The following is a 14,196-nucleotide window of genomic DNA, read 5'->3' on the forward strand; positions in this document are numbered from 1 at the left end:
GAAATCCGGGCGTGCCGGATGGTGGGACATTCGATTCCCGGTTTAAAAAGATTAGGGAACATTAATTAATTTTAGGGATCTAATGTATGTTGATATATTGATTGCCGCGGGAACAACAGTAATTTAACATCGGCATTTCGATCTGAAGTACAATATTTAAAAGGCAATTGAGTTTTTCATTTAAATAAATTTTTTTATTCATTACTTTCTATCGCTCTGAACGTTCACTCTAAAAATATGGGAACATGAAGTTTTTAAAATACAGTGCAACACTTTTTATGGCCGGTATCCTTACGATCGGGCTTTCTACACAGGCCTTGGCACAAAGTGACAACTACTCCAAGGCGGTTGCTGCTTTCAACAAGGCATTGGAACAAGCCAAGGCAAATGAATTTGAAAGTGCCATCAACATGTACAACCAGGCTGTCTCACTAGCTGAAGAATCAGATAATGAGAAAGCCGGGGATCTGGTTGACCGGGCACAGAGTCAACTGCCTTCTATCTATTTTCAACTTGCGGTAACTAAGTACAAAGCGTTCCAGCAAAGCCAGAATATTGCAGGGCTGGAGGAAGCGATGACCGCATTCCAGGAAGCCGCTGATATTTCCGAAGAATATGGCAATGGACAGGTTGCACAAAAGGCGAGCAATATTGTAACCCAGCTGTTGTATACGCGCTCTATTATTGAGTTTAAGTCGCAGCAGTACGATGCGGCAATTGCTTCGCTGGATGAAGCGATTGAGCGGAATCCCAATTATGCAAAAGCCTATTATCAGAAAGGGCTGGTTATCAAAAATCAAAATGATGAAGACCTGGATATAGCGCTTGAGATGTTTGATAAAGCCATTGAGGTCGGAAAACAGGTCAACGACAACCAGATTGTGCGGCAGGCCACCGAAGCAGGCCGCGACAACCTGATTTACCGGGGCGTGCAAAATATGGAGGATAAAAATTTTGCGCGGGCTGAAGAGCAGTTGAACCGGGCCCTTGAGTATGATGCGGAATCTGCCAATGCTCACTACAGGCTGGCTGAACTGCACAACAAGCAGACCAACTGGGACCAGGCGATTTCTCACGCCCAGAAAGCGCTTGACCTGGAGACCGGTGGAAAGACGGAACTGGCAAAAATCTATTTTGAGCTGGGAACGGCTCTGAAGGCACAGGGACGAAAAGCAGAAGCCTGCTCCGCCTTTAAAAATGCGGCTTTCGGTTCTTTCCAATCTCCGGCGGAACACGAGATAGAGTTTGAGCTGGAGTGCGAAAGCAGCACCTGATAATAACAAGTTCTATTTGTGATTTTTTATAAAAGCCTCTCGGAAGAGAGGCTTTTTTTGTACCAATTTTTAGTTTCAAGTAATGTTGGCATTAACTATTTTCATTGCGCAAAAACCAAACGTAATGTGAATAAGAGCCACAAATTACTTTAGCATGTCAACTCAATCACTTGATGATCTTTGTGTAAATACGATTCGCACGCTGTCTATGGATGCCGTACAGGCTGCCGAATCCGGGCATCCGGGTATGCCGATGGGAATGGCCGACGCCGCTTATGTATTATGGACCCGGTTTCTCCGCCATGATCCTACCAACCCGGACTGGTACGACAGGGATCGATTTATCCTTTCTGCGGGGCACGGCTCTATGTTGCTCTACAGTCTGCTTCACCTGACCGGCTATGATCTTTCACTTGAGGAACTGAAGAATTTTCGCCAGTGGGACAGTTTGACGCCGGGTCATCCTGAATATGGCTTGACACCGGGAGTAGAAACTACGACAGGTCCGCTGGGACAAGGGTTTGCAACCGGTGTGGGAATGGCGATTGCGGAAGCACATCTTTCATCGCTGTACAATACCGGGGAGTTTGTGCTAACCGATCACTATGTCTACGGTATTGTAAGTGACGGTGACCTGATGGAGGGCATCTCCCACGAGGCCGCCTCCCTGGCCGGCCACCTGGAGCTCGGGAAGCTTATATATCTGTATGATTCAAATAATATTTCCATCGACGGCAGCACCGATCTTGCATTTACTGAAAATGTAAACGAGCGTTTTAAGGCCTATAATTGGCATGTGCAGGAAATTGACGGGCACGATCACCAAGCGGTGGAAAACGCCATAAAACACGCTCAAAAATCGGACAAGCCCTCCATTATTGTATGTAACACCCACATCGGATTCGGAAGTCCCAACAAGCAGGACAGTGAAGCCTCGCACGGGGCCCCGCTTGGAGAAGAGGAAGTGCGCCTGACAAAAGAGAACCTCGGATGGGATCCGGATAAGAAGTTCTATATACCGGAAGAGGTCGCAAAACACATGGCGGAAGCTGTTGAAAAGGGTAAAAAGTTGTCAAAACAGTGGGAGCAGCGGGTGGAGGAGTACCTGTCGGTGCATCCCGAAAAGGGCGCTGAATTCAAGGCGCGGATCAACCGCGAGCTTCCCGCCGATTTTGATTCCAGGCTGCCCGTATTTCCGGCAGATGAAAAGGGATTGGCAACCCGAGCTTCTTCCGGCAAAGTATTAAATGCCATTGAAGGCTACCTGCCGGCACTGCTTGGCGGTTCGGCTGACCTGCACGGAAGTAACAAAACCTGGATCGATTCCTCCGGACCGTTCAGCGCGGAAGATTATACTGCCCGCAACATGCACTACGGAGTGCGGGAACATGCCATGGGGGCAGCTATGAACGGAATGGCCCTCCATGGGGGCATTATCCCGTACGGAGGTACTTTCCTTATTTTTTCAGACTATTGCCGGCCCGCGATCCGCATTGCCGCCCTGTCTGAAATCCCCTCCATCTTTGTGATGACCCACGACAGTATCGGCCTCGGGGAAGATGGTCCCACCCACCAACCGGTTGAACACCTCTCCTCGCTGCGGGCCATGCCCAACCTGCTGGTGCTGCGCCCCGCCGACGCCAACGAAGTTTCCTGGGCGTGGAAAGCTGCCATTGAACACGATGAGGGTCCGTCGATGCTGGTTTTGACTCGTCAAAACTTGCCGACGTATGACCGTGAAAAATATGCCGCTGCAGAAAATACGCTGAAGGGTGCATACGTACTTTCCGACAGCGACAGCAAGCCCGATATTATCCTTATCGGGAGCGGTTCCGAAGTGCAGTACGCGATGGAAGCCCAGCAGACCCTTGCTGAAGAGGGTATCGCAGCGAGAGTCGTGAGCATGCCCTCGTGGTCACTGTTTGAGCAGCAGAGTAAAAAGTACAGAGATCAGGTACTGCCGCCGGATATCAAGGCACGGATATCCATTGAAGCGGGTTCAACCCACGGCTGGCACAAGTGGATCGGCTCGGAAGGGGTGGCCGTGGGAATCGATCATTTCGGCGCCTCGGCTCCCTATGAGACGATTTATCAGGAGTTCGAGCTGACACCGGAACGCCTGGTAGAAGAGGCCAAAGACCTGCTCGGCAAATAGGTAATTCGCAGCGAATTATTAATTTGGAGCCTTTGCAGATCTACTGCTATGGCGGGAGGTGGTTGTACTACCGACCTTACCGGGTGCCAAGCGGGAGTACCCCCCTCATAAAGTGGAATTGAGGGTTTCGTAAAACCCTCTTTTACCCGTACTTAGTCACAAATTAATCCTCCGGGTGATGTACGCACGTAAATGTGATATCATCCGGGGGTTTTTCTTTGCCGATAAATCCCTCCAGGGAAGCGTGAATTTTCCGAACAATGGTTTTGGCGTGTAGCGAACCGTAGATACTCATCAGGGAATCGACCCGCTCTTCCCCGTATTGTTCCCCGTACTCGTTACGGGCTTCGGTGAGACCATCGGTGAAAAAGAGAACACTGTCTCCTTTCTTGAAATGGAATTTCTTTTCCTGCATGAAATTTTCCAGGTTTTGGGAAGAGGTCATGCCCAGCGCAAAACCGTCGGAACGGAGTTCAAATGTGGCATCGCGCTCCCGGCTGTAGAATATGGGCGCGTTGTGGCCGGCGCGCGCAAACGTAAAGTGACCTGCTCCATGAGGAAAAAAGGCCGCACAGGCGGTGACAAAAGTCTTGTCAGCCGCCCCCGACTTTACATAGTCATTCAGTTCTACAAGCAGTTTTTTTGGAGGAGGCTGTTCTTTTTCGATCAGGAGATGAACCAGCGCCTGCATGCGAACCATATAAAGAGCGGCGGTGAGCCCCTTGCCGGAGACATCCGCTATAACGATGTAGGTGCCCGCCCCGGTCTCGATCATATCCACGTAGTCGCCGCCCACCTCCTGGGCGGTATTGGCAAATGAGTAGATCTCAAGGTGATCCCTGACCAGCTCGGTGGCGGGCAGCAGACCCAGTTGAATTTCTCTTGCCAGGTCGATCTCCCGCTTTACATCCGATTTTTCCAGCAGTTCCACAAGCAGCAACAGCAGCATGGTGCCAAATGAAAACGGCAACAGCAGATCATAAAAGAGCACAAAATCGGATATTCCCACAAATCCCGCCAAATAATACAACACGAACGAAATGGTGGAGAGCCCGAATGCGAGCCTGCGCGTTGGGTTCAGCCGCTGGGTAAGAGAAGAGAACAACCGGAAAAATTTGACGTGACCGGGCAGCGCTGCTCCCTGCTCTTGCTCTTCCTCCTGGCCGATCGCCTCGTGGTAAAGCTGTTTCAGCCGGTCGGTGTCTTCATATAGCTCCTTCCCCAGCCGTTCCCGCGTCATCCCTGACACATATTCCCTGTAAAACGACTTGGTACTTTGTAAGGCCGACTGTGCTTCGTTTTTTAATCCCATCTATAAAAGGTTTATCTAAATTGACAATACAAGCTTATTCGAATTCTGAATTAAAAAGTTTACCTTCACGGTTCATGGACAATTATCAATGATCGCCGGCAGTTAGTCAATATTAAAAGCCGGATGTAACACGAGTGCCGTAAAAAGCTGGATTCTGAACACAGGTTCAAACGGCGGTTCATGGGTAGCGACCCTATTGAGTAGTTGAAGGATTATAATACGCTGGGTGAAAAACCTCTGTCGCAAATTGAAAAGGAATATAACTGAATTCACGGATTTATTATGTCTAAAAGTCTCCTGTTTTTATTGGATGGAATGGCGCTGGCCTATCGATCCCATTTCGCATTTATCAACAGCAATTTAAGGAATGCGGAGGGTATCCCCACCGGACCCATCCTGGGGTTCGCCAATACGCTCGAAAAGATGCTGGAAGAGGAGCAACCCACCCATATTGCGGTAGTCTGGGATACCGACGCTCCCACCTTTCGCCATGAGATGGATGAGGAGTACAAGGCCAACCGCCCGCCGCAGCCGGAAGAGCTGAAGGTGGGCATTCCGCTTATTAAAGAGATGCTGGAGGGATACGGCATCCCGAATATTGAGCAGGATGGATATGAGGCAGATGACATTATCGGCACTATCGCCGATCGGGCCAATGCCGAAGATGTGGATGTCTTCCTGGTGACGCCGGATAAAGATTTTATGCAGCTCGTGCACGACCATATCAAAATGATGAAACCCGATAACCAAAATGGCGGATTTAATATTATCGACCGCGAGGGCGTGAAGGAGTATTTTGGGGTCTATCCCGAACAGGTTGTGGATGTGCTGGCGATGCTGGGGGATAAATCTGACAACATCCCCGGTGTGCGTGGTATCGGTAAAAAGGGGGCGCCCAAGATCATAAAAAATTACGGCTCTCTCGAAAAAGCGATCGAGGTTGCCCCCGATATCAAGTCAACCCGCTACGGCAATGCCCTGGATAAACAGGCCGAACAGGCGCTGCATGCCAAAAAAATGGTGACTATTAAGACGGACGTCCCCGATATCATCGACTGGGAGGACCTGGAGTGGGAAGGTCCGCAGGAGGAGGAACTTGGCGCATTTTTTAAACGGATGGAGTTTCGTTCGCTGACCAAAAAATACCTGGGCGAAGAGGTCAAGCGGTGGGTCGATCGCGATGTATCGGAGGAGCACAAGAACCAGGGCGACCTGTTTGTTCCCAATGAGACCGATAAAGAGGAGAGGAGGGGCTTCGCCAGCTATGCGGAGGAGAACGTGAGCTATGAGCTGGTGGATACGATCTCAAAAGTGGAGGCCCTTGTCGACAAGCTGAGTGGCCGGGATGCCGTGAGTTTTGACACCGAGACAAGCGGTACCGACCCGATGAGGGATCGGCTTGTGGGCATATCCGTTTCTGCGACCCCCGGCGTTGCGTATTATATCCCGGTAAATGTTGAAGGTGGTCTGGAGCAGGAGAAAGCCCTTGAGGCCGTGTGCCCGATTTTTACAGATCCGGACAGTCTAAAAATTGCCCACAATTTTAAATTTGATTACATGATACTCCGGCGGGCCGGACTCGAGGTGGAGGGACCTGCCTTTGATACCATGATTGCGGCCTACCTGATCGATGCCGGTCAGAAGCTGAAGATGGACGCCCTGGCGAAAAAATACCTCAAGTATGAGCCGATCCCTATCCAGGAGCTGATCGGGAAGGGACGAAAACAAAAAAGCATGGATGAATTTTCTCCTGAAGAGGTAATGGTGTACGCCTGCGAGGATGCCGACATCACACTGCGGCTCCATAACATCCTGGACAACATTCTCAGGGATGATGAGCTGAAAGAGATTGCAGAGACGCTGGAATTCCCGCTTATGGAGGTACTTGGCAAGATGGAGATGCATGGTATCCGCCTGGATGTAGAGATGTTAAAGGCGTTTTCTGAGACATTAAGGCAAGACCTGCAGCAGCTCGAACAGGATATTTTTGACAAGGCCGGAACAGAATTTAACATCAACTCTCCGAAGCAGCTGGGGGAGGTACTATTCGACAAAATGGGACTGCCCGCCGGCAAGAAGACCAAAACCGGGCAGTATTCAACCTCTGAATCGGTTCTGTCCAAGCTCGAGGGTGAATATGAGGTACCCGGGCTGATTCTCGAATACCGGGCGCTCAGCAAGCTGAGGTCAACCTATGTTGAGGCGCTGCCCAAGCTGATCCACGAGAAGACCGGTCGGATACACACCGACTTCAACCAGCATATAGCAGCTACCGGCAGGCTTTCCTCCTCCAACCCGAACCTGCAAAATATTCCGATCCGTACCAAGCGGGGACGGGAGATCCGCAAGGCTTTTATTGCCGATGAGGGATTCAAGCTGCTCTCAGCGGATTACTCCCAGGTGGAGCTGCGCGTGATCGCCTCTATATCTGAAGATGAAAATATGATAGAGGCGTTTAAGAATGATGAGGATATCCACGCACGCACGGCCAAAGAGGTATTTGATCTTGAATCGCTTGAGGCCGTTACCGGCAACCAGCGCCGTAAAGCCAAGGAGGTGAACTTCGGGATTCCGTACGGCGTAAGTGCATATGGACTGGCCAACCGGCTGGGCATCGAAAATTCGGAGGGGAAGGAGATGATCGACCAGTATTTTGAGCGGTTTCCCGGCATCCTTCGCTATATCAACGAAACCAAGCAGTTTGCCAAGGAACACGGCTACGTGAAGACGCTGATGGGGCGCCGGCGTTACATCCCCGACATCAATGCCAGTAACTGGAATCGCCGTGCATTCGCCGAGCGTACGGCCATCAATACCCCGATACAGGGCACTGCCGCTGACATTATTAAGCGGGCGATGATCAATATCCAGCAATTCCTTGAAAAAAACGGCCTGAAAACCCGCATGCTGCTGCAGGTGCATGATGAGCTGATTTTTGAAGTGCCGGAAGAGGAGCAGCAGTCCGTTCCTGCAAAAATATTGGAGCTGATGGAGACCGCCTATTCGCTGAAAGTGCCACTTAAGGTTGAGATGGGCCTGGCAGATAACTGGCTCGATGCCCATTAATACTTGGTATCAGAAAAAGCGTATTTACCATTGTTGGATTATACGCGTAAAAAAATCTCCAAAGTCCCACTTTTGAATGGGAGGCAGGGGGATAACCTGTCAAAATGAGCGTAAAAAATGTATGCAACAATTACGCTGAATGTTGAGTTTAAGCGTCAGTGCAGGTTCCTGGCTTATCAGTCCAGCGGTAATTTAGGGAGGGAAAGGAGCGTAATTTTCTGACGTGTACTCCGTCTGTCGGAAACATCCTAAGCCAGGCCTTTTGCAAAACGATCGGCTTCTCGTTGTAGGGGAGGTACTCCCGCTTGACACCCAATTAGTTCGGTGGTACAACCTCCTCCCAACAAAACAGGAGGTTTTGTAAAGCCTCTAAACTTGATGAATGGCCCGGTTTACTGGTAGCTGTATACCCCTTATTTCACAAACAGGCTGCTTAGTGCATATTTTTTTCAAGATTATGTCTTGCATACCGTGCAGACCTTCAGGAATGTCACTTTCACTCTGACTGTGAGCAGGTTTGGGGGAAACTTAAATCCTAAAAGACGGAAATAAGATGCCAGAAAAAAGGGAAAAAATTTTTTGACAAGGGGTGACACGGGGATGTCACTCCCGGTTAGTATCCTTATTACAGATGATAAAATAAACACAATGAATAATGGAGAACACCATGAACACCGCTGTAAAAAACGATACCTTTCAAATCGAACCGGTACTTCGCAAGGTCTTGGTTGACGCTGAGCAGGATCACCAGGAACTCCAGGAGATGTTTCAACTGATGGGCTGGGGCGATCTGCCGGACAAGTTGAAGATCGAGATCAAGGACGATGTTTCAGCGATGATCGAGGAGCTGCGGGGGCAGTACTCCACCTGCGATTCCTTTGTGCAGAAACGTCGCCAGAGCGTGACATACTGGGTGAGCTGTTATCGAGACGGGATCTGCTCTCTTGAGACGGCGATACAGGCACTTAAGGTGAGAAAGCTGTAAAGTAGTGTGAGACGCCAGAAGTGAGACGTGAGACGGCAGACGTGAGACGATGGAGGTGAGATGTATGGCGGACCCCAGCTCACTATTGAAATTATGCTGCGCGAGATAATTCTTGCGGTACATTGTAAAAAAGATGACAAATTTGAAATAATACTCGTCTCACATCTCACTTCTGGCGTCTCAGTATTACAAAAAATTAATCCGGGTTTGGTTACGCACTTCGTTGGCAAATTTTTTATCTTTGCCCAAATCTGAAACCAAATACTGCGAGCAGAGTCAGCTATGAATAATTCCTCTCCCTTTGATCGGATATCACGGCAAGGACTAACCTATGATGATGTGCTACTGGTTCCGGCCTATTCCGAAACACTGCCACGAAATGTTGATACAAGCGTACGCTTGACCCCAAACTTGAAGCTGAACGTGCCCGTTATAAGTGCGGCGATGGATACCGTCTCCGAGTACCGGCTGGCCATTGCGCTGGCACGTGAGGGCGGTATCGCCATGCTGCACAAAAATATGAGTATCGAGGAGCAGGCTGACCAGGTGCGTATGGTGAAGCGCAGTGAAAGTGGCATGATCGTAGATCCGGTGACCCTGCCCGAATCGGCAACCGTTCGTGAGGCACGGTCGTTGATGAAAAAACACAAGATCGGGGGAATTCCGATTGTGGAAGAGGATAATACGCTGATCGGTATCGTAACCAACCGTGATCTTCGGTTCGAGCATTTTGTGGACAAGCCGCTTGATACCATTATGACGCGTGATAACCTGGTCACTGCGCGAGAGGGTACGACGCTTGAGGAAGCAGAAGAGATCCTGCAGGAACACAAAGTGGAAAAACTGCCGATCGTGGACGACCAAATGAAACTGGTGGGACTCATCACATTCAAGGATATCGAAAAGAAGATGAATTTCCCCAACGCCTGTAAAGACGATATGGGTCGCCTGCGCGTGGGTGCGGCTGTTGGGGTAACGCCTGATACGATGGAACGGGTAGAGGCACTCGTTGATTCGGGTGTGGATATCATTACGGTCGATACCGCCCACGGTCATTCGGAAGGAGTACTTGCCAAAATAAAGGAAATCAAGGAGGCATTTCCCGATCTGGATCTCATCGCCGGAAATATTGCCACCAAAGAGGGAGCCCAAGCTATTGACGAAGCAGGCGCGGACGTGGTCAAAGTGGGCGTTGGACCGGGTTCAATATGTACCACCCGCGTGGTAACCGGCGTTGGCGTGCCCCAGCTGAGTGCCATCCTGGAGGTTTCCGAATATGTGAAGAAAGCGGGTGTGGGGATGATTGCCGACGGAGGTATTAAGCAGACCGGCGATATTGCCAAGGCTATTGCTGGAGGCGCGCATGCGGTAATGATGGGTTCCATGTTTGCCGGGGTGGACGAAAGTCCGGGCGAAACAGTGATCTACGAATCCAGAAAATACAAGTCCTACCGCGGAATGGGGAGTATCGGGGCCATGGAGAAAGGCTCAAAGGATCGCTACTTCCAGGATGTGGAGGATGACATCAAAAAGCTGGTACCGGAGGGTATTGAAGGACGCGTTCCCTACAAAGGATACCTTTCAGAGGTGGTATACCAGATGACCGGCGGTTTGCGTGCGGCCATGGGCTACTGTGGGGCAGCAAGTATCAAAGAGCTGCAAACGGCCGAATTTGTACAGATATCTTCCGCCAGCTACAAAGAGAGCCACCCGCACTCCGTCCAGATCACGAAGGAAGCTCCCAACTACTCCGTCAGTTAAACGGGATTTTGGGTGAGGTCGGACTTCTTTTCTCTGAGAGTGAAACTCCGGGTAATTCCGGCCAGTGTTCGATTGACAGGGACAAGGCAACTGTCAATACATAAAAATAATGACAATGAGATTTCCCGTTATCCCAATCTTTTGACAGGATAAATCAAAAGAGGGCTTTGCAAAACTGTTTATTGGGGCCAATATCGTCATTTTCATGGGTTCGAAGTCCTCATTTATGGAATATAAACTGCGGTTCCGAATCCACTCAGGGGTTGATCTTGATCACAACTCCTGGTTTTTCAAAGCCCTCTCAAAAGAGAAAATTTTACATCCCTCTGTCCCCTCAATAAGATCGTACCATATCCGGGTCTGCTAGTACATGCCAGTGGTTGGATTCCAAAATCAACAGCTTGGCGTATCCGCGTAGTACTAAGCAGCCTGAATTTCCGAGCCTGCCAGTTTTGTCTGATTCCATACCGGCTGTAAGCGTAAAATGTGTACTACTTCAAGAGAGTTTTTGCTAATAAGCTGAGTATCTGTTACAATAGTTCTCTTGAAAGCCGATCTTCCATTTCATTTTTAACTAAAAAAGGGATAGAGTTTATTATGAAATTAGCGGGAAAATGCTGTTTGATACTCCTTATGAGCCTGTTCTCGATCTCTTCACTTCGCGCCCAGCCTGAAAATATAATTTTTATTCTGAGTGATGACCACCGTTATGATTATATGGGATTTCACCCTGACGGGCCGGATTTTTTGAAGACGCCGGGCATGGACCGCATGGCGGCTGAAGGCGCTCACCTGGCAAATGCCTTTGTAACGACCTCCCTCTGTTCTCCCAGTCGCGCTTCTATCCTCACCGGGCAGTATGCCTTTCGCCATGGCGCTGTCGATAATTCAAATCCAATGAAAGAGGGTACAAAATTTTTCCCTGAGCAGCTGCAGAACGAGGGATACCAGACCGGCTATTTTGGCAAGTGGCATATCGGGCACGCCCACGATGATCCCAAACCGGGATTTGACAAGTGGGTAAGCTTCAGGGGACAGGGCGTGTACTACAATCCCACCCTGAATATTGATGGGGAACGCCGGCAGGTGGAGGGATACATTACCGACCTGCTAACAGAATATGCCATTGAATGGCTGGACGAAGATCGGGATGAAGACAAGCCGTTTTTTGTATACCTGTCTCATAAAGCAGTGCACGCCGAGTTTTATCCCGCAGAAAGGCATGAAGGGATGTACGCCCAGGCGGATATTCCAAAACCGCAGTCAATGAAAAATATTGAGCAAAATTACCGGGGAAAGCCCGACTGGGTCCGCGAGCAGCGCTACAGCTGGCACGGGGTAGAACATATGTATCACAACCGGGATGACCACCCGCAGAGCCTGGACGAGATTATTACCGATTACAGCGAATCCCTGATGGCCGTGGATGAAAGCGTAGCCCGCGTCATGGACTACCTCGAACAGGAGGGACTGGCAGAAAATACGCTGGTCATCTATATGGGAGACAACGGGTTTATGCTGGGTGAACACGGGCTGATAGACAAGCGCCAGGCCTATGAAGAGTCGATGCGCGTACCGATGCTGGCCTGGGCCCCGGGGTATATTGAGCCGGGTACCACCATCGAAGAAAATGTGCTGAATATCGATATCGGGCCAACATTCCTTGATATCGCGGATGGAAACATGCCCGGAGATCACACGGTTGACGGGCGCTCATTTCTGCCATTGCTTGGAGGAGAACAAGTGGATGACTGGCGTTCTGCCTTTGTATATCAATATTTTTGGGAACACGCCTTTCCCCACACGCCGACGACTTATGCCATTCGGGGCGACCGCTACAAATATATTTACTACCACGGGATGTGGGATCAAAATGAGTTGTACGATCTGAAGACCGACCCCAATGAGATGGTCAACCTGATCGATGTTCCTTCTCAACAGCAGCGTGTCCGGGATATGCATGAGCGGATGTTCGACATATTTGAGGCGAACGGGGCAACTGACGTACGGTTCCGCCGGCCTTCTGTCAACCACGCCGATGAAAGAGTAATACATCCGGACTAGTGGTAACAGGGGCGGGTTCATATAACGATCACAGGAAAGTCAAGTTCTCTGATTTTGGGCAGTGACAGTTGGAGACAAGCTAATTAAGTTAACAGCCAGATTTACCCGTATTATCAACAAATAACAGCTGGGAAAACAATGAAAGGACCCGTGCTCCGTATTAACTTCTGTGCAGTTGCATTTCTGTTATTGCCGGCAATGTTGTTTGCCGGTGATCTACAGGAAGATCACCCGAATATCCTGCTTATTCTAACCGACGACCAGGGATATCATGACGTTTCCTACTACGGGACGGAGGATATCCAAACGCCCAATATTGACCAGATCGCCTCCTCCGGAATCAGGTTCGACAACTTTTACGCCAATAGTCCTGTCTGTTCGCCCACCCGTGCGGCTCTGCTGTCGGGTCGATACCAGGATTTTGTGGGAGTTCCGGGAGTAATACGTACACACCCGGACAACAGCTGGGGCTACCTCCACCCGCATGCGACCCTGATGCCATCGGTTTTGCAGGATCACGGGTATCACACAGCATTAATCGGGAAATGGCATCTGGGACTGGCCCCGCCCAATATCCCGAATGAAAGGGGATTTGATTATTTCCACGGCTGGCTGGGGGATATGATGGACGATTATTGGTCGCACCGCCGCCATGGTATTAATTATATGCGGTTAAACAGGAAAACGATCGATCCGGAAGGACATGCCACGGACCTGTTTACTGACTGGTCAATAGATTACATTAATGATCGCGCCAACAAGGAAGTCCCCTTCTTTCTGTTTTTGTCGTATAATGCTCCGCATTTTCCGGTACAACCACCAAAAGAGTGGCTGGAAAAAGTGAAGGAGCGAGAATCTGACATCGATCAAACGAGAGCGGAACTTGTGGCCTTCATCGAACATATGGATGCAGGAATAGGGCAGGTACTGCAAGCACTAAAAGATACCGGTCAATATGAAAATACCATCATAATATTTACCAGTGACAATGGCGGTCACGGTCCAAGCATGGCCGATAATGGTCCTGCAAGAGGTGCCAAGCAAAGTATGTATGAGGGCGGATTGAGAGTCCCCGCGGCCATTACCTGGCCGAATCATATTAAATCAGGGACGAGCACCGATCGTGTGGCCCTGACAATGGATATTTTCCCCACTCTTTTTGACCTGCTGGGAATTCGTTATGAGGGACCCCTGGAAGGAAAAAGTTTTTTGCCAACTCTTTTGGGAAAGAAACAGCCTGAAAGAGATGAACCGCTGTATTTTTCCCGGAGAGAAGGGGGAACCCGGTATGGCGGACTAACCATCCAAGCAGTAAGAATGGGCGATTGGAAACTCTTGCAAAATAGTCCATTCAGTTCACCGGAGCTTTACAACCTGCAGGAAGACCCGATGGAAAAGAACAACCTGATCGGGGAGTATCCAAAAAAGTACCGGGAGCTAAACTCAATAATGATGAATTTTATTCAGAAGGGCGGGGCGGTGCCGTGGCAAAAATCAAGCTATTAATGGCAAGCTACACGAAATGGGTAACGGAGGCAAGGTGAATAAGAGATTAAAGAAAAAGTATTTCGGAACGATA

General features: G+C 49.7%; 8 protein-coding genes. 7 read left to right on the forward strand and 1 reads right to left on the reverse strand.

The genetic code is table 11. From position 1 onward, the window contains the following. Positions 1-245 precede the first annotated feature (245 nt). Positions 246-1,274 (forward strand): tetratricopeptide repeat protein, encoded by a 1,029-nt coding sequence (locus ACG2E4_RS14480; protein WP_395276973.1) that lies wholly within the window; start codon positions 246-248, stop codon positions 1,272-1,274. A gap of 154 nt (positions 1,275-1,428) precedes the next feature. Further along, entirely contained in the window at positions 1,429-3,429 is a 2,001-nt protein-coding gene (gene tkt, locus ACG2E4_RS14485) for a transketolase (RefSeq protein ID WP_395276974.1), read from the forward strand. A 163-nt stretch (positions 3,430-3,592) separates the two neighbouring features. On the opposite strand, the gene ACG2E4_RS14490 is transcribed toward tkt, so the two are convergent. Next, positions 3,593-4,741 (reverse strand): PP2C family protein-serine/threonine phosphatase, encoded by a 1,149-nt coding sequence (locus ACG2E4_RS14490; protein ID WP_395261524.1) that lies wholly within the window; start codon positions 4,739-4,741, stop codon positions 3,593-3,595. A 282-nt stretch (positions 4,742-5,023) separates the two neighbouring features. On the opposite strand from ACG2E4_RS14490, the gene polA reads away from it, so the two are divergent. The 5 genes from polA (at position 5,024) to ACG2E4_RS14515 (ending at position 14,123) form a co-directional block, all read left to right on the forward strand. Continuing rightward, a complete protein-coding gene (gene polA, locus ACG2E4_RS14495; RefSeq protein ID WP_395276975.1) occupies positions 5,024-7,807 on the forward strand; it encodes a DNA polymerase I in 2,784 nt (927 codons plus the stop codon). A 667-nt stretch (positions 7,808-8,474) separates the two neighbouring features. Further along, entirely contained in the window at positions 8,475-8,792 is a 318-nt protein-coding gene (locus ACG2E4_RS14500; protein WP_395276976.1) for a hypothetical protein, read from the forward strand. Between the two features lie 282 nt (positions 8,793-9,074). Beyond that, complete coding sequence (gene guaB / locus ACG2E4_RS14505; protein WP_395261527.1) at positions 9,075-10,553, forward strand: IMP dehydrogenase; 1,479 nt, start codon at positions 9,075-9,077, stop codon at positions 10,551-10,553. A 597-nt stretch (positions 10,554-11,150) separates the two neighbouring features. Beyond that, positions 11,151-12,617 carry a sulfatase gene (locus tag ACG2E4_RS14510; protein ID WP_395276977.1) on the forward strand — a complete coding sequence of 489 codons (1,467 nt, stop codon included), beginning with the start codon at positions 11,151-11,153 and terminating at the stop codon, positions 12,615-12,617. 138 nt (positions 12,618-12,755) lie between these two features. Continuing rightward, positions 12,756-14,123, forward strand: a complete 1,368-nt coding sequence (locus tag ACG2E4_RS14515; protein WP_395276978.1) for a sulfatase — start codon at positions 12,756-12,758, stop codon at positions 14,121-14,123. Positions 14,124-14,196: the final 73 nt, after the last annotated feature.

Origin of the sequence: Halalkalibaculum sp. DA384 (assembly GCF_043951955.1) — a bacterium.
Taxonomy (GTDB): domain Bacteria; phylum Bacteroidota; class Rhodothermia; order Balneolales; family Balneolaceae; genus JAMQKA01.

Excerpts from the sequence above, each read along its gene's own strand:
- guaB (WP_395261527.1), top strand. The coding sequence starts at position 9,075 with ATGAATAATTCCTCTCCCTTTGATCGGATATCACGGCAAGGACTAACC.
- ACG2E4_RS14490 (WP_395261524.1), bottom strand. The coding sequence starts at position 4,741 with ATGGGATTAAAAAACGAAGCACAGTCGGCCTTACAAAGTACCAAGTCG.
- ACG2E4_RS14480 (WP_395276973.1), top strand. The coding sequence starts at position 246 with ATGAAGTTTTTAAAATACAGTGCAACACTTTTTATGGCCGGTATCCTT.
- ACG2E4_RS14500 (WP_395276976.1), top strand. The coding sequence starts at position 8,475 with ATGAACACCGCTGTAAAAAACGATACCTTTCAAATCGAACCGGTACTT.
- ACG2E4_RS14510 (WP_395276977.1), top strand. The coding sequence starts at position 11,151 with ATGAAATTAGCGGGAAAATGCTGTTTGATACTCCTTATGAGCCTGTTC.
- ACG2E4_RS14515 (WP_395276978.1), top strand. The coding sequence starts at position 12,756 with ATGAAAGGACCCGTGCTCCGTATTAACTTCTGTGCAGTTGCATTTCTG.
- tkt (WP_395276974.1), top strand. The coding sequence starts at position 1,429 with ATGTCAACTCAATCACTTGATGATCTTTGTGTAAATACGATTCGCACG.
- polA (WP_395276975.1), top strand. The coding sequence starts at position 5,024 with ATGTCTAAAAGTCTCCTGTTTTTATTGGATGGAATGGCGCTGGCCTAT.